Below are 17217 nucleotides of genomic sequence, written 5' to 3'. Positions count from 1 at the left end.
GTGCAACAAAGAATACATAGAGAAATAAAATGTTCACATAAGTTTTTATAGAATTTATATTGACTTTTTCACTTCAATCAAAAAAAGCCAAGTTGAGTTCATAAAATAATAGTATTTTTAGCACCGCATTTTAATTAACACAATGTCAAGCCAAATAAAGATAATAGAGTGCCCACGAGATGCTATGCAAGGCATCAAACAGTTTATTCCAACAGAGAAAAAGGCGCAATACATTCAGTCTTTATTACGTGTTGGTTTTGACACGATTGATTTTGGAAGCTTTGTTTCTCCAAAGGCGATTCCGCAAATGGTGGATACCGCCGAGGTACTATCCATGCTGGATTTAAGCAGTACGACAAGTAAATTACTTGCTATTATAGCAAATACTAGAGGCGCAGAAGACGCTTGTAAACATGCTGAAATAAATTATTTAGGCTATCCGTTTTCAATTTCAGAGAATTTTCAAATGCGAAATACGCACAAAACCATTGCGCAGTCGGTTGTAACGCTTTCCGAGATTTTGGAAATTGCTAACAAAGCCAATAAAGAAGTGGTTGTTTACATTTCTATGGGATTTGGTAATCCGTATGGAGATCCCTGGAATGTAGGTATAGTAGGTGAGTGGACCGAACGTTTAAGCAGCATGGGGGTGAAAATTTTATCGTTGAGTGATACCATTGGTAGCTCAAACCCAGAAAGCATTCAGTATTTGTTTTCAAATTTAATACCACAATACACTAATATCGAGTTTGGTGCTCATCTACACACCACACCATCTACCTGGTTCGAAAAAGTAGATGCCGCTTATAAAGCAGGATGTAAACGTTTTGATGGCGCTATTCAAGGTTATGGTGGTTGCCCCATGGCAAAGGATGAATTAACAGGTAATATGCCCACTGAAAAGTTGTTGTCGTACTTTACTTCCCAAAAAAATAACAGTTTAAATGCATTGAGTTTTGAAAGTGCCCATAATGAGGCTACTAAGATTTTTACTGTTTATCATTAAACTTAAGTTTTTAATAATCATGTAGTTATAAAGTTAATTTAAATTTAATCTAAATAAACTTTGTGATTCTCATTTTGTATTTTATTTTTGCACGAGAATTAATTTATTATTTATATCAAGTCTAAATAAAAAACAAAACCAAACAACAAAATGAAAAGAGTACCTTTACTATTAGCAGTTTTTGCAACTGCTTTTACATTTGCACAAACAGTTCCAGATTCAATATCTACTAATCCACAAAACCAAGTAAATGCGGCACAACGTATTTTATCTGGAAACATTAATAATGGTGTTACAGTTGGTGGTTACGGCGAAGTTTCCTATAACCAACCAGAAGGCAGTAACGGTACTTTAGATATACAGCGATTAGTAATGCTTTTAGGTTATAAATTTAATGACAGAGTACAATTTGTAACAGAGATCGAGTTTGAACACGTAAAAGAGGTTTATGTAGAACAAGCTTTTTTGCAGTACAGTCTAAACGATAACGTAAATTTACGAGGGGGGTTGATGCTGGTACCAATGGGTATTGTAAATGAATACCACGAACCGACTACTTTCAATGGTGTAAATAGACCAAGTATTGATAAAAGTATTGTTCCAACTACTTGGAGAGAAATAGGCATAGGTGTTTCCGGTCGCATTGACAATGTGTCTTTACGTTACCAAGCTTATCTTTTTAATGGATTTAAATCTGTAAACGAAGGCAAAGTTTTGGGCGGTTCAAATGGGTTGCGTAATGGTCGTCAAAAAGGTGCGGAATCAACCATAAACACACCAAATTTAGCTGGTAAATTAGATTATTATGGATTACCTGGACTACGTTTAGGCCTATCTGGATATTTTGGTCGTACACAAGCTGAAGATGACGTAGACATGCTAGATGGTGCCGATGTTGGCATTTCAATGGTTGGTGTCGATGCACGTTATGCATACCAACGTTTTACGGCTCGTGGTCAATTTATTCGCGCAAGTATTTCAGATACAGAAGATTATAATACGCTTAACAGTGCCTATTTAGGTAGTGCTTTACAAGGGTGGTATTTAGAAGGTGCTTACAATCTATTACCACAAACAAAACAACAACAATTATTCGCTTTTGCTCGCTATGAAGATTATGATACCCATGCATCAGTTGAGGGAGGGCTAATAAGAAACGATAGTTACAACAGAGACGAATGGACTTTTGGTTTAAGCTATAAAGTAGCACCAGGGGCAGTAGTTAAGGCAGATTATCAAATTAAAGACAATGCTGCAGCCACAAGCGCAAAAAATCAATTAAATTTTGGTATCGGCGTTTGGTTCTAAACTAATTTGGGCGTTACCACAAGGGTCGGGCTATACGTTGCAATCTTTTTGATCGTGCCTCACAAAAAGGATTTCCACTGCTATCCCTAACGCAAAACAAAAACCAAAAAGCTAAGTAAATACATTTACTTAGCTTTTTGGTATATTATTTGTTTAATCGAGCAATAAATCAATATTTTTGCCACATGAATATAAAACAATTTTCTCTTTTACTAATTACTTTGGTATTACTGTCTTTTACAACACAAAAAGATCTTAGTAAAAAAGTAGATAAAGAAATTAAGGATACTTTCAAGGTAGCAAGCTATACATACGAAACCATCACCTTTTCTTCAGAAATAAATAAAGAACTTCCATCTAAATTTGAATCCAATAATTTTATAGCTATAAAAGCCAACAACAAATTTATTGGTTACGCTTACATGGGTAAAGCACCCAGTAAAACAGATCAGTTCGATTATTTAGTATTGCTAGATAAAGACCAAATAGTTTTAAAAACCAAGATAATCGCCTATCGAGAAGATTATGGTGGCGAAATTGGAAGTAAACGTTGGTTACAGCAATTTACTGGTAAAAAATCATCAGATAATTTAAGATATGGTGATGATATAGTAGCCATTTCCGGAGCTACTATTTCGGTGCGCTCTATGACTAATGCCATGAACAACCTATTACAATCTTTAAGAATTCTTCAATCAAAAAAAGTACTGTAAATGCAATTAAACGGATTAATATTAACCCTTCCTAAAGAATTAAAATTATTAATCGGTGCATTTATTATCGTATTAAGTATTGGTTTTTATACCGGATTATTATTTGTTGGCGAAACGTCTTCTGCAAATCCAAATGGTATTGAAGAGCAATATTTAGGAAATGAAGCTGATGAAAATGCTACAGTCATGTATTTCAAAAAAAGCAAAAAAGAAATGTTGACGTTGGTTCACAATCATATTCTTTCTATGTCAATTATTTTCTTTTTGGTAGGAGGATTAGTTGCAATTACCAAACTTAATAAAAAACTGAAGCTCTTTTTAATTATAGAGCCTTTTATATCAGTGATTCTTACTTTTGGAGGTTTATATTTACTTTGGCACGAGGTGCTTTGGATGAAGTATATCGTTATGTTTTCGGGTATTTTAATGACGCTTATCTTCACGGTTTCAGTAATTATTATTCTTAAACAATTGCTTCAAAAGAGTAATTAGATTTTTCTTTATTTACCTGTTTTATAATAGTATTTTGGTTTCTTAATTATTTTGCATAGAAAATTTAGTAGTTATTTAACATTTCTACATTAAACTTTCTAATGATAGTTAGGTCTAATGCATGAACCTAACTAAAAAACCACATTGAAAAAATTAGTAGTAGTACTGTCGTTATTTATTTCAACAACATTATTTGCACAAAAATTCACTTTAGAAGGTATTGTTAAAGACCAAAACGCTCATGTTTTAGAAGGCGCTACGGTATATCTCCAAAGTATCAAAGACAGTATTCCCATATCTTATGGTATTACAAATAAAAATGGCGAGTTTTCATTACAGGTAAATACCGAGAACGATTCCAAGGCTATTTTCAATATTGCCTATATGGGTTATAAGCCATTTAAAAAAGACATCGATGTGCCTACGGGCAAGCAATTAAACTTAGGAAGTCTGACGTTAGAAGATCAGGTTGAAGAATTAAGTGTGGTGTCCATCATCGGGAAAGCGCCTCCTATTTTAATCAAAAAAGACACTATAGAATATCATGCCGATAGTTTTAAAACCATGCCAAATGATAAGGTGGAAGATTTATTAAAAAAATTACCAGGTGTTGAAGTAGATTTAGATGGCATCATTACGGTCAATGGGGTTGAAGTAGAGGCTATTAATGTCGATGGGATGCGGTTTTTTGGAGAAAAGAATGGTGCTATTGCTCTAAAGAATATCCCTAGTAATGCTGTTAGTAAAGTTCAGGTAACCGATTATAAAACCGATATGCAAAAATTTACAGGAGAAGAATCTGATTCAGGTACTAAAGAAATAAACCTGAAAATAAAGAAAGGACAGAATAAAGCCTATTTTGGCGATGTCAATTTGGGCTATGGCACCGATAAAAAATACCAAGCCAATGCCAATCTATTTCAGCTTATTGATGGCAAGCAATTAGGCATTATTATGGGGACAAACAACATAAATATGTCCAAAGGTTTTAATTCGTTGCCCGATGCCGATTCCAGTAATGGCTATATAGAATCCGATTTTTTAGGTGCTAATTTTTCTAAAGGAAAATGGAACGAAACCCGTGTAAATGCCGATTATAGATACAGTAACCAAAGCACCGATAGGGCACAAAAAAGTTATACAGAGAATTTCCTGCCCGATTTAAATTATATAACCAATGCGACTAGTAGAGGTTTTAACAATTCCGATAGGCATGATGTGGGGTCAGATTTAAAATTTCTTATTAAACCCAAAAACAAAAGCTCTAGAAACCATGTGCAATTATCTAATGTCACCAATTTTAATACCTCAAATAATGACTCTTTTTCAACGGTAAACCGAATTTCTGAATATGCCAATGGTGATTTAGTAGGTACTTATTTTTCTGAAAGTAATTCGAGCAGCTCAAGTTATAATTTTAATAACGATTTTAGTGTCACCTCAAGAGTTGGTAAAAAAAGAGATTACTTTAATATAGGGTTTAGTACCGCATTCGATAAGCAAGATGCTGAGGGTTCAAACTATTCTGGAAATGATTTTGAAAGCAGCAGTACCAATGTCGTGCAAGACCAAATCTCAAATACCAATAATTCGGGAGCAAGAATAAATTTAAATGCCAGATGGAGCAAAGAGTTATTAACCAATTTTAGAATCATACCAAGGTACAGTGCCACGGTAAACAGTCAAAAGGACGAAAAATTTATTTATGATTTTGATGAAAATGATGCCGACTATACGAGTTTTAACAATCAAATAAGCGTAGATAGTCGATACATCGCTACCACCATTAGACCAACATTAGGACTGCGATACGATTATAAGGAATTTCGTTTTGAAGTGAATGGTTCTTATACCAATACATTTAGAAATTATAAAGACCATATTATTAACGCACGTAATTTTAAAAATGAGTTTGAATATGTAACCTATTCTGGTAGAATACGCTATCGTGATGAAAAAGGCTATAAAAATATCACTTTGGATTACGACCAAAATGTTAACCTACCATCCATTAGCCAATTACAGCCCATTGCCGATGTTAGTAATATAACCAATATAAGAACCGGAAACCCTTTTTTAGAGCCAGCCGTGAGCCATGAGGTTGGTCTAAGATACCAAAACAACATAGCATTTAATAATATTAATGTTACAGCAAATGCCAATGCTGAATTTGTACAAGACAAAATTATTAATTCGACCATAACAGATTCAGATTTAATACGCTATACAACCTACGAAAATATAAATGGTGATTATCGTGTTTCGGGAAATACGGCTATTTCAAAATCATATTTCAGCAAAAAAAATAATTTCAATATCAATTTAAGGTTTCATGGCGATTATAGAAACATTAAATCCATTCAAAATACTGTAAGATTCACAACAAAAACGAATACGCTTAGACCATCGCTGTCATTAAGTTATTCACATAACAAGAAAATAGATATAAGTACATCTTACAGTTATGAGATGACTCATACTAAATACGATACCAATACATATAACGATAACGATTATTTTGTACAGAATTTAAGGTTGGAATCTTCTGTGTTTTTTCTAAAAGATGCCTTTTTTACTAATAAAGTATCGTACCGATATAACAGTAGGGTGGGTGATGATTTTGATGGAGCTGCTGTTTTTTGGAATGCAGGCTTAGGAGTGCAGCTATGGGACAATAAAGCAACTTTAACAGCAGTTGGCTATGATATTTTAGGGAAAAATAATGGCTATAATAGGTCCGTTTCTGAAACGGCTATTCAAGATGTAGAGAATAAAATATTAGAACAATACTTTATGCTAACCTTTGTTTATAAATTTGGACGATTTGCAGGTCAAAATATGAATATGGGTGATAGATACCAAAACAGATCCGGCGGCGGTTTTAGAAGACCTTAAGATTCTAGGAAAAAAATTAAATGATGAGATATTTGAATAGTATTTTCTTGTAGTTTTATACAATTATGAGAGAACTCATCTTGATTTTTTGTTTTTAACCGAAAATGAGATGAAATTTGTACAGATGAGGCACTTTTTGCAAGGCAGCATCGCTACACATAAAAAAGAGTAACTAAATATGAATAAATTTTACCATTCCTGCCTGCCGGCAGGCAGGTTTTCAGGAAATGGATAAAGTCAAGATGAATTTTAAAATATATTATTTTTTATTTCTGCTTGTTTCAAGCCTATCTGTCAATGCAAAGGAATGGAAAAGTTTAAGAGTCTACCATAAAACCACCCATAAGGAAACCCTGTTGCCTTCCGATTGGTTAAAATCTGATAGAATAAACAACACAGCTGTTTGGAGACTTGCCAATGCTTTTAATTTAGAGAACAATCTACCCCAAGAGTACACCACCATTGCAGAGCGCAAAGATTTTTACAAATGGGCAAATGCTGAAGTTGAAAAACAAGGACACCAAGTTGTTTGGTTTAAAATGGTGCATTTTGTTTCCAGCAAATTATGCACTATGGAAACGTTTCCAAATGTCATTTTTGTGAATAAAAAGATGATGACCTATGCCAATAGTTGCAGCGAGTCTGTTTTTGAAAATTCATTTCCCGAAATAAACACCCTATTTAAATCAACAGATGTTTTAAATGGAGAAGCTGGTTTACAATGGGATAAAGATATTTTGTACAAAGAGCAGTATGTTTGGGTTGATGCTATTATTGATAACATCGATTCCCATAGTTTAAAAAAGATGGAAAATATTTTAAAAGGCAAGTGTTTGTATGGCATATTTGTCCCAAAAGCGATTCGATTTACAGGCGATTTGACCAATAAAGACATCCGGTATGAGTACGCTTTAAACACACTTAGGAGGTATTTTGAAGATACCAACCGATAATTTGTTGTTGTTATGAACTCATCTTGACTTTTTGTTTTTAACCGAACCTGCCTGCCGGCAGGCAGGAATGAGATAAAATTTGTACAGATGAAGCGCTTCTTGCAAGGCATAGCATCGCTACACATAAAAAAAGTAACGAAATATGGATAAGTTTTAGCCATTCATGCCTGCCGGCAGGCAGGTTTTAGGAAATAGAAAAAATCAAGATGAGTTCACTTATTCTTTTGGTTTTACGCAATTCAAACAGAAAAAAATGTGTATATTTGCACGCAATTATAATCATAATTGCATCATGACTGCACATCAAAATAAAATTCTAGGAGAAGGGTTAACCTATGATGACGTTCTACTAGTTCCAGCATATTCAGAAGTACTTCCACGCGAAGTTAATATTCAAACAAAATTTACACGTAACATTACCATAAACGTGCCTATTATTTCGGCAGCTATGGATACCGTTACCGAAAGCAAAATGGCTATTGCCATGGCGCAAGAAGGTGGTATTGGTGTATTGCACAAAAACATGACTATTGAAGCTCAGGCTTTAAAAGTTAGAAAAGTAAAACGTGCTGAAAGTGGGATGATTATAGACCCAGTAACTTTGCCACTTACGGCCATAGTAAACGACGCCAAAAAAGCGATGGCTGAATACGGTATTGGTGGGATTCCTATTGTAGATGAAAATGGAACGCTAAAAGGTATTGTAACCAACCGTGATTTACGTTTTGAGCACGATAAAAAGCGTCCCATAGTTGAGGTGATGACTAGTGAAAACTTAGTAACTGCTGCCGTTGGAACCTCTTTAAAAGATGCCGAAAAAATACTTCAACAACATAAAATCGAAAAGCTACTTATTGTTGACGACCATTACAAACTATCGGGTTTAATTACGTTTAGAGATATCACAAAATTGAGTCAAAAACCTATGGCCAATAAAGACCAATATGGGCGTTTGCGTGTAGCTGCGGCTATTGGCGTTACGGGCGATGCGATTGATAGAGCCGAAGCTTTGGTAAATGCCGGTGTTGATGCGGTGGTGATTGATACCGCACATGGACATACCAAAGGTGTGGTTGGTGTATTAAAAGACATTAAAGCGAAGTTTCCTAATTTAGATGTTATTGTTGGTAACATTGCTACAGGAGCAGCAGCGAAGTATTTAGTAGAAGCAGGAGCCGATGCCGTAAAAGTAGGTATTGGTCCAGGATCTATTTGTACAACACGTGTGGTTGCAGGCGTTGGTTTTCCTCAGTTTTCAGCAGTTTTAGAAGTAGCTGCGGCTATAAAAGGGACGGGAGTTCCGGTAATTGCCGACGGTGGAATTCGTTATACAGGTGATATTCCTAAGGCCATTGCTGCAGGAGCAGATACTGTGATGTTAGGGTCGCTATTAGCAGGAACTAAAGAATCGCCAGGAGAGACGATTATTTATGAAGGCAGAAAGTTTAAATCATATCGTGGGATGGGGTCTGTGGAAGCGATGAAAGAAGGGAGTAAAGACCGTTATTTCCAAGATGTTGAAGACGATATTAAGAAATTAGTGCCAGAAGGTATTGTAGGTCGCGTACCTTACAAAGGCGATTTATACGAAAGCATCCATCAGTTTATTGGTGGTTTGCGTGCAGGCATGGGCTATTGTGGTGCTAAAGATATTGCGACTTTAAAAGAAACAGGTCGGTTTATAAAAATTACAGCGAGTGGTATTAACGAAAGCCACCCACACGATGTAACCATTACCAAAGAATCACCTAATTATTCCAGATAGGTTTATTGATAAAAATTAAAAGAGGCTGTCTAAAAAGTCCTTTAAATTTAATTTGTCAGGTTGAGCTTGTCGAAACCGATATTGATTATCGGTAGTTAAAATATTTCGACAAGCTCAATATGACATAGAACTAGACTTTTTAGATAGCTTTTTTTTTGAATAGTTTCGCCTTGAAATTGTTGTTTGTATATTAAATTAAACCAAGTTAAATATTAAATTCGATTAACTTTTAGAAGGTGAAATTTGCCTTTCGAACCTTGCTGCGATTATACTGATTATGAATATCTGTATAAAATGAAATAGCATAAGCGGAAGCAATATGATACCTACCGATGCCGTATTTTGAAATAGTATTTTAGAAAAAACGGTACCATGTACTAACGATTTTTTGGTACCGCAAAATTGTGCTGTGATGCGATCTTCCAAAGTAAAACCTAAATATTTCGCAATCCGTTTAATAATCAAAAAAACGACTAAAAACAACCCGATAACAGCAGTCAGGATGAGTAATAAATCCGAAAAGTTAACTGAGTTAAAAACATGTTCTGTAAACGATTCAGCAAAACTTTTATAAATGATAAGTAAGATGATGGCCTTATCAAATAAGGTTAGATATCGTAGATGTTTCCTAACAAATTCGCCTAAATAACGTTGTAAAGACATCCCAATAATTACTGGTAATAAAATTTCGGTAAGTAGTTTTAAGTAAATGCTTCCTAGGTTGAAATTAGTGGTGGTTTCCTGTAAAAATAGCCCCATCCATAGAGGTGTGATAATAATTCCAATAAGTCCAGAAATACTAGCGTTAAATATAGCAGCCGGAATATTTCCCTTTGCAATAGACACCATAACTACAGATGATGACACTGTTGAAGGAAGTGCTGCCAAAAACATAAACGCCAACCAGATTGTATGGTCGTTTTCGTTAGATATAAGCGGATAAAATCCCATAACAAGTATTGGAAATAAAATAAAGCTTGATGTTTGCACCAAGAGATGCAATCTCCAGTTTTTTAAACCTATTCTTATCTTTTCCGGACTTATCTTTAATCCATAAAAAAAGAAAATTAATGACACCCCAATACTTCCAATAAGGTTTAAAGGTATTGGGCTATTTTTACTGCCCCAATTAGGAAAAAAATAAGCCGTAATAACAATGGCTATTATAGCCAAGACAAATCCGTCTAGTTTTATTTTCAAAAGCTCTTGATGTTTTTAATGATAAGTTTAGGTGAAAAAAATTTCAAGACAGCAAAGCTACAGGTATTGGTTATTCTTTTAAGTGAGAATAGATGGTTCAATTTGATTTTAATTTAGAACTCGTCTTGATTTTTTGATTGAATACAGGTATCATTGAGATATCGAAAGCTTTATTTTTAGACATAAACCTGTCCTCTATGTGGTTTTAGAGCATCTCGAATGGGTTTCATGTTTACTTCATCTACAACCAAATAAGCGAGGGCATGTATTTCACTTATATTTTCAAAGCCAGTAATAGTGATGTCCAATTTTTCTAGTAGGATGTATTCTTTTAAATGAATTTCATGATGTTGTGCAATTTTAGTGGCATCTGGTCCATGAAAATCCCATATTAGCTTTAATTTCCGCATAGTATTTAATAAAAAAACATTCTTGTTTGATTAAACTTTTACAGTTCACTGCAAACTTAAAGAGATTACTGATTTGTGACCTTGCTTTTTGTAATAATTAGTTACTTACGATTACAAAAAACAGACATGCAAACATACATTTGAATATCAATTTGCTGTCATTATGTCTACGTACATTCTTCTATTGTCTCTTGTCTATATTCTATTTTCTTTCAGCGAAGCGGTCTTGAATCTTGAATCGGACACTAATTAATAATTGAAAGGTAAAAAAATATACGAGTCCACTGCTTCAAAAATGAAAATATTTTATGTTTTTAATCGTTTTTAAAAGCAACTTGCATTATAGCTTTATATTGCTATTTTTGTGCTATTATATAAATTTTATTCAAATGAACTTTAAGTATTTACTTATTTTAATTTTTTCAGTATTTATTACAAATGTTAAGGGTCAATCTGTTGATAAAGAAATATTGTTCAGTATTGATGATGAGCCCGTTTATGTTTCAGAATTCTTAAGGGTTTATAATAAAAATTTAGATTTAGTTCAAGATGAATCCCAAAAAGATGTGGATGAGTATCTGTCGCTTTTTACCAACTACAAACTAAAGTTAAAAGAGGCAAAAACTTTAGAGCTTCAAGAAAAACCAACATACATACGCGAGTTAGACAGTTACAAAAAGCAGTTGGCAAAAAGTTTTATTACAGATGCCAAAGTAACCGATGCCTTGGTGGAAGAAGCATACGAGCGTATTTCTAATGATGTAAAAGCATCACATATTTTAATAAAAATTCCAGAAAATGCAAATCCTAACGATACTTTGACAGCTTATAATTCTATTTTAAACTTGCGTAATAGAGCTTTAAAAGAAGGTTTTGATAAAGTAAGACAAGAAGTGCATAACGGACAAACGGTTTATGGTGAAGATTTAGGTTATTTTTCAGGTTTTAGAATGGTTTATCCGTTTGAAAATGCTACGTTCAATACCAAAGTTGGCGATATTTCACAACCGTTTAGAACTCGGTTTGGGTATCATATTGTATATGTGCAAGACAAAAGAAAATCTAGAGGCGAACGTACGGTGGCACACATTATGGTTGTAGAAAAGCCAGGCGATTCCTTAGCTGAAAAACCAGAAGATAGAATCCAGGATATTTATAAAAAACTAAAACAAGGTGAAGATTTTGAAGCTTTGGCAAAACAGTTTTCAGATGATACAAATTCAGCACTAAATGGTGGTATGTTAGCGCCATTTTCTAGCGGACAAATAAACTCCAATGAGTTTGAGGGTGCTGCTTTTGGTTTAAATGAAATAGGCGAGGTCTCCGAACCTTTTAAAACGCAATACGGGTGGCATATTGTAAAATTGTATGGCAAAAAAAACATAGCCTCTTTTGAAGATATGAAACAGGAATTGGAGCAAAAAGTAAAGCGTGATGAGCGTTCTAAATTAATAGATGAAGCTTTATATACTAAGCTTAAAACAAAATACAATATTCCAGAAAAACAACCTGCGTTAGCGTATTTTGCATCTATTTTGAATGCCGATTATTTTAAAAGTACTTGGCAACTTCCTAAAGATTTTACCGCCGATAAACCACTGATTAAAATAGGAAACAAGCAATTAATATATAAAGATTTTGGCGATTATTTAGTTTCAGTACAACGTAATACTGCTGCAAAAACCGATTTTAAAACCTTGGCTTTAAAACATTATAACGCGTTTTTAAATACGAGTTTAGTAACATATCAAGAAGATAATCTTGAAAACGAAAACGAAGAATATGCCCATGTGGTTGCCGAATATAGAGACGGATTATTATTGTTCGATTTGATGGAAACCACCATTTGGAATACGGCTAAAACCGATTCTTTAGAAATTCAAGATTACTACAACTCACATAAGAACAAGTATCTAACACCAAAACGTGTAGATGCCGTAGTAGCTTCTTCAAAAGACCAAAAAACGTTAAAAAAAGTAGCGAAACTGTTAAAAAAGGGGATGGCATTACAAGAAATTAAAACACTTGTAAATAGTAATGATAAAATAGACGTTATCTTTACGGTAGATACCATGGATGTCAATCATCAAGCATTGCCAAAAGGTTTTGAGTTTAAAAAAGGAATATCTAAAATATACAATCATAATAATGCTTTTGTTTTAGTTCAAGTAAAAGAAGTGTTGCCAGAAACCCAAAAAACATTAGAAGAAGCTAAAGGTTTGGTGATAAGCGATTATCAAGCATATAAAGAGGAAAAATGGCTAAAAGAACTCGCAGAAAAATATAAAATAGTAATAAACCAAGAGGCTTTAAAAAATGTAAAGTCCCAAATAAAAAACCAATAGGTGAAAGATAAAATCATCATATTTTTTCTCTTAATATTAGTAACCTCGTGTGACTTTTTTAAAAAAACAGACGATAGGGTTGCTGTTGCAAGGGTTAACGATACCTATTTGTATTATGATGATATTAAAGATTTAGTTTCTGAAGGTACTTCCAAAGAAGATAGTATGCTGTTGGTTCAAAACTTTATTAAGCGTTGGGCTACCCAGCAGTTGTTTGTAGATGGCGCTAAAGTTAATTTAAGCGAATCAAAGCAGGCAGAGTTTAATAAGCTGGTGGATCAGTATAAAACCGATTTATACACTAAAGCATATATTGAGGCTTTAGTAAAAAGGGATATGAATACGGTGGTTACTAAACAAGAAGCCGAAGCTTATTACAATGAAAATAAAGATATATTTAAATTAAATGAAGAATTGCTAAAGTTTAGGTATATTCATTTGGACGAGAACATTATCAACTACAAGGCGATTGTAGAAAAATTTAAACGCTTCAATTCCAAAGACAAAAAAGACTTAAATGCTATTTCCATACAGTTTAAATCGTACTCGTTAAACGATACCATTTGGATTAAGGCGAACCAAGTAGTTAGTAAAATTCCAGCTATTACTCTTGAAAATAAAGATCAACTGTTAAAAAAATCTAATTTTGTACAACTCAAAGATTCATTAGGAGTATATTTGATGCAAATTAATGACGTTTTGTTTCGAAATGATACGGCGCCTTTAGAGTACGTAAGGCCAACTATAGATCAGATTGTCGTTAATAAAAGAAAGCTTGAACTTATTAGAGAATTAGAAAAAGACATTACTAAAGATGCTATTAAAAATAAACAATTTGAAATTTACAAATAATTTGAAACAACTCGTTCTTTTATTCATAACCTTACTAATAGTAAATAATATATCTGCACAAGAAGTAATAAACGACGAGAAAGTACAGGAAACGCCTAAAAAAGCAGATTCAATCAGTACCCAAAATGCTAAAAAGGTTGATGGTGTTGCAGCCGTTGTAGGTGACTATATTATTTTAGATTCAGATATAGATAAAGCCTATTTGCAATTACAGGCACAGGGTGTTAATACGACCGATATAAAACCATGTGAATTATTTGGGAAATTATTAGAAGACAAATTGTATGCACATCAAGCGATACAAGATAGTATTCAAGTTTCTGATTCCGAAATAAGACAGAATGTAGATTACCAAATCGAACAATTCTTGGCACAAACGAATGGATCTATGGAAAAGCTTTTAGAGTTTTATAAAAAGGACGATGAAAAAGCGTTTAGAGACGAGATGTTCGAAATTAATAAAAGCAATCAATTAGCAGCTAAAATGCAGGCTAAAATTGTTGAGGAAATTGAAATAACGCCTGAAGAGGTACGTGCATTTTTTGAAAAAATCCCTAAAGACGAGCGTCCAACATTTGGAACCGAGTTAAAAGTAGCCCAGATTGTTGCTGAGCCTAAAATATCGGAAGAAGAAAAACAACGTGTTATTAATAGATTAAAGGAGTTTAAAGCCGATATTATTGAAAACGGCGCTAGTTTCCGTTCTAAAGCCGTATTGTATTCCGAAGACCCAGGTTCGGCAAGTAAAGGTGGAAAATATACCTTGAACAGAAAACAACCACGAATGGTTAAAGAGTTTAGGCAAGTAGCTTTTTCACTTCAAGAAGGTGAAATATCAGAACCTTTTGAAACCGATTTTGGCTATCATATCATTCAATGTGAAAAAATTAGAGGGCAAGAATATGATGTAGCCCATATATTATTATCACCAAAAGTTTCAATCGAAGCTGTAAAAGAAGCAAAAGAACGTTTGGAAAAAGTAAGACAGCGTATTGTTGAGGGTAAAATATCGTTTGCCGATGCTGCCAGAGAAGCCAGTGATGAAAAAGAAACACGTGGTGATGGTGGGCAATTGATAAACCCAATCACCCAAGATTATAATTTTGAGTTAACCAGAATGGAACCGGAGTTATATTCACAAATCCAAAACTTAAAAGACGGTGAGGTTAGTTTGGTATTAAAAGAAGAAGACAGAACCGGTAAAACCAAGTTTAAAATTTTAATGGTTACCGATAGAATAGACGAGCACGAAGCAGATTATGCACGCGATTATTTAAAAATTAAGCAACTGGCTTTAGATGAAAAAAAGATAAAAGCAATTGCAAAATGGCAGGAAGAAAAGATTTTAGATACTTATATAAAAATTAGTGGAACGTATAGAGATTGTAAATTTTCCAGCAACTGGTTAAAAAAGTAATAATATGTCTGATGTAGCTGCTATCGAACAATTTGTAAAACGATATAAAGATTTAAAAACAGAAATAGCCAAAGTCATTGTTGGTCAAGATGAGGTTGTAAATCAAATATTAATTTCTATTTTTTCTGGCGGACATTCATTACTTATTGGTGTGCCGGGTTTAGCAAAAACCTTGATGGTAAATACCATTGCACAAGCTTTGGGACTCGAATTTAAGCGTATCCAATTCACGCCCGATTTAATGCCTAGTGATATTCTGGGCAGTGAAATTTTAGACGAAGACCGCCATTTTAAATTCATAAAAGGCCCCATCTTTTCTAATATTATCTTAGCCGATGAGATTAACAGAACACCTCCAAAAACGCAAGCAGCTTTATTAGAAGCCATGCAAGAACGTGCGGTAACGGTAGCTGGTCATCACTATAAATTGGAGCTCCCCTATTTTGTATTAGCCACACAAAATCCTATCGAGCAAGAAGGAACGTATCCGTTGCCAGAAGCACAATTAGACCGTTTTATGTTTGCTATTAATTTGGATTATCCATCTTTTAAAGAAGAAGTAGAGGTTGTAAAAGCAACCACTTCAGACAATCAAGCAAAAGTAAACGCACTGTTTTCAGCAAAAGAAATAACAGACTTTCAGCATTTAATAAGACGCATACCAGTGGCCGATAATGTTATTGAATATGCGGTTACCATGGTAGGTAAAACCAGACCAAATGGCGAAACAACTAGCGAATTAGTTAAAAATTATATCGATTGGGGTGCTGGTCCAAGAGCTTCACAAAACTTAATATTGGCAGCTAAAACACATGCGGCCATACAAGGTAAATTTTCTCCCGATATAGAAAATGTCCAAGCCGTAGCTTTTGGTATTTTAAGACATAGGATTATTAAAAACTATAAAGCCGAAGCTGAAGGTATTACCGAAACACAAATTATTAAGAGCTTATTTTAAAATAATAGGTACGGAAAAAACTCTGTATCCTTGTTGTCCAATAAAACTTTTACAATTCACTACAAACACAGTGCTAATGGCTTTTTTAAGAGATTACCTATTTGTGGGCTTGCTTTTGTAATAATTAGTTACTTAGCGATTATTAAAACAGATATGTAAATATGTATTTGAATATCAATATGTTATTGTTTTGTCTGTTTTCTTTTAGGGAAGGTCTTAAATCTTTAATTGGAGATTAATGTCGATCATATAAGTCCAGAAAAAACATCTTTATTTGATAAATTATTCTATTGTGTCAATATTTTATAGATGTATCACAGGCATCATTCATCATTAAAATAGTAATTCTGTTTATTTATTGGCTATTATCATAGCAACTTAGTTACTTGCTGTTCGTATATTTTGAAAGACCAACAACGAATCTAAGAGATAAAAATTTTTTTAAAATAAGAATCGATTAAATAATCATCATTATTAATCTGAAAATATTGAAAAAAATATAATCAGATTAATTTATAATGTGACTATAATAAATCGCAATATAGAACAATTGTATTGCAGCGTTTGTTTTTACTTCTAAAGATTAATTTAGTAATTTGCGAAACTTTTAAAAAAACAAAAAATTAAACAGAAGACATGGCATTTGGCACTGATTTATTAATAGGGTTATATGCTAGAAGACAAAGTTTTATTCATGCCGTACAAGAAGTTGTTGAACAACTGACAACACTTTCACTTTCTTTAAAAATGGTTTACAATTTCCTTTGGGATAGTATACTAGTAGAAATCTTTGAAAGAGGTTTGGATAATGTAAATTTTGCTTTAAACAAAAAATCAAGTCAGCATGCTTCCGCGCAAGTGCCATTATCACAATTCATGAAAATCAATTTGATTTAATTGAAT

The 17217-nt window shown here is 33.5% G+C and carries 14 protein-coding genes; 12 read left to right on the top strand and 2 right to left on the bottom strand.

Features of this window, described 5'->3' with window-relative positions:
• The first annotated feature begins 142 nt into the window (after window positions 1–142).
• The 7 genes from ACGLWY_RS08440 to guaB all read left to right on the top strand — a co-directional run bounded on the left by ACGLWY_RS08440 (window position 143) and on the right by guaB (window position 9132).
• The gene (locus tag ACGLWY_RS08440; RefSeq protein ID WP_396619235.1) at window positions 143–1006 is read left to right on the top strand and encodes a hydroxymethylglutaryl-CoA lyase; all 864 of its coding nucleotides are present in this window, start codon (window positions 143–145) and stop codon (window positions 1004–1006) included.
• Between the two features lie 150 nt (window positions 1007–1156).
• Complete coding sequence (locus tag ACGLWY_RS08435; protein WP_396619234.1) at window positions 1157–2314, top strand: porin; 1158 nt, start codon at window positions 1157–1159, stop codon at window positions 2312–2314.
• Window positions 2315–2499: 185 nt separating this feature from the next.
• A complete protein-coding gene (locus ACGLWY_RS08430) occupies window positions 2500–3027 on the top strand; it encodes an FMN-binding protein (RefSeq protein WP_396619233.1) in 528 nt (175 codons plus the stop codon).
• Window positions 3028–3519, top strand: coding sequence for a hypothetical protein (locus tag ACGLWY_RS08425; RefSeq protein ID WP_396619232.1), 492 nt, complete (start codon window positions 3028–3030; stop codon window positions 3517–3519). It begins immediately after the preceding gene.
• A gap of 144 nt (window positions 3520–3663) precedes the next feature.
• Window positions 3664–6414 (top strand): outer membrane beta-barrel protein, encoded by a 2751-nt coding sequence (locus ACGLWY_RS08420; protein ID WP_396619231.1) that lies wholly within the window; start codon window positions 3664–3666, stop codon window positions 6412–6414.
• Between the two features lie 242 nt (window positions 6415–6656).
• Window positions 6657–7367 carry an Insecticidal toxin complex protein gene (locus ACGLWY_RS08415; RefSeq protein WP_396619230.1) on the top strand — a complete coding sequence of 237 codons (711 nt, stop codon included), beginning with the start codon at window positions 6657–6659 and terminating at the stop codon, window positions 7365–7367.
• Between the two features lie 292 nt (window positions 7368–7659).
• Entirely contained in the window at window positions 7660–9132 is a 1473-nt protein-coding gene (guaB, locus tag ACGLWY_RS08410) for an IMP dehydrogenase (RefSeq protein WP_396619229.1), read from the top strand.
• Between the two features lie 222 nt (window positions 9133–9354).
• Here the strand turns inward: guaB and ACGLWY_RS08405 are convergent, their stop codons facing one another.
• Both ACGLWY_RS08405 and ACGLWY_RS08400 read right to left on the bottom strand, forming a co-directional pair.
• On the bottom strand, window positions 9355–10332 hold the full coding sequence (locus ACGLWY_RS08405; RefSeq protein WP_396619228.1) for a bile acid:sodium symporter family protein: 978 nt from the start codon (window positions 10330–10332) through the stop codon (window positions 9355–9357).
• A gap of 176 nt (window positions 10333–10508) precedes the next feature.
• On the bottom strand, window positions 10509–10742 hold the full coding sequence (locus ACGLWY_RS08400) for a hypothetical protein (protein ID WP_396619227.1): 234 nt from the start codon (window positions 10740–10742) through the stop codon (window positions 10509–10511).
• Window positions 10743–11131: 389 nt separating this feature from the next.
• Here ACGLWY_RS08400 and ACGLWY_RS08395 point away from each other — a divergent pair, with 389 nt between their 5' ends.
• From ACGLWY_RS08395 to ACGLWY_RS08375, 5 genes are all read left to right on the top strand, one after another.
• Window positions 11132–13087 (top strand): peptidylprolyl isomerase, encoded by a 1956-nt coding sequence (locus tag ACGLWY_RS08395; protein ID WP_396619226.1) that lies wholly within the window; start codon window positions 11132–11134, stop codon window positions 13085–13087.
• Entirely contained in the window at window positions 13088–13939 is an 852-nt protein-coding gene (locus ACGLWY_RS08390) for a peptidyl-prolyl cis-trans isomerase (protein WP_396619225.1), read from the top strand.
• Window positions 13902–15356 carry a peptidylprolyl isomerase gene (locus tag ACGLWY_RS08385; protein WP_396619224.1) on the top strand — a complete coding sequence of 485 codons (1455 nt, stop codon included), beginning with the start codon at window positions 13902–13904 and terminating at the stop codon, window positions 15354–15356. Before ACGLWY_RS08390 ends, ACGLWY_RS08385 begins: the two co-directional genes overlap by 38 nt.
• Window positions 15357–15360: 4 nt before the next feature.
• Window positions 15361–16314, top strand: a complete 954-nt coding sequence (locus tag ACGLWY_RS08380) for an AAA family ATPase (RefSeq protein ID WP_396619223.1) — start codon at window positions 15361–15363, stop codon at window positions 16312–16314.
• 636 nt (window positions 16315–16950) lie between these two features.
• Entirely contained in the window at window positions 16951–17211 is a 261-nt protein-coding gene (locus ACGLWY_RS08375) for a hypothetical protein (protein ID WP_396619222.1), read from the top strand.
• Window positions 17212–17217: the final 6 nt, after the last annotated feature.

Origin of the sequence: Mariniflexile sp. HMF6888, assembly GCF_044335535.1 — a bacterium.
GTDB lineage: Bacteria > Bacteroidota > Bacteroidia > Flavobacteriales > Flavobacteriaceae > Mariniflexile.
The sequence above is the reverse complement of the archived record's forward strand: the minus strand, read 5'-3'. Positions and strand labels throughout refer to the sequence as shown.

What these genes read in the sequence shown, in the direction of transcription:
- ACGLWY_RS08385 (WP_396619224.1), top strand. Translation starts at nt 13,902, where the DNA reads ATGCTATTAAAAATAAACAATTTGAAATTTACAAATAATTTGAAACAA.
- ACGLWY_RS08435 (WP_396619234.1), top strand. Translation starts at nt 1,157, where the DNA reads ATGAAAAGAGTACCTTTACTATTAGCAGTTTTTGCAACTGCTTTTACA.
- ACGLWY_RS08375 (WP_396619222.1), top strand. Translation starts at nt 16,951, where the DNA reads ATGGCATTTGGCACTGATTTATTAATAGGGTTATATGCTAGAAGACAA.
- ACGLWY_RS08430 (WP_396619233.1), top strand. Translation starts at nt 2,500, where the DNA reads ATGAATATAAAACAATTTTCTCTTTTACTAATTACTTTGGTATTACTG.
- ACGLWY_RS08380 (WP_396619223.1), top strand. Translation starts at nt 15,361, where the DNA reads ATGTCTGATGTAGCTGCTATCGAACAATTTGTAAAACGATATAAAGAT.
- ACGLWY_RS08395 (WP_396619226.1), top strand. Translation starts at nt 11,132, where the DNA reads ATGAACTTTAAGTATTTACTTATTTTAATTTTTTCAGTATTTATTACA.
- ACGLWY_RS08400 (WP_396619227.1), bottom strand. Translation starts at nt 10,742, where the DNA reads ATGCGGAAATTAAAGCTAATATGGGATTTTCATGGACCAGATGCCACT.
- ACGLWY_RS08440 (WP_396619235.1), top strand. Translation starts at nt 143, where the DNA reads ATGTCAAGCCAAATAAAGATAATAGAGTGCCCACGAGATGCTATGCAA.
- ACGLWY_RS08425 (WP_396619232.1), top strand. Translation starts at nt 3,028, where the DNA reads ATGCAATTAAACGGATTAATATTAACCCTTCCTAAAGAATTAAAATTA.
- guaB (WP_396619229.1), top strand. Translation starts at nt 7,660, where the DNA reads ATGACTGCACATCAAAATAAAATTCTAGGAGAAGGGTTAACCTATGAT.
- ACGLWY_RS08415 (WP_396619230.1), top strand. Translation starts at nt 6,657, where the DNA reads ATGAATTTTAAAATATATTATTTTTTATTTCTGCTTGTTTCAAGCCTA.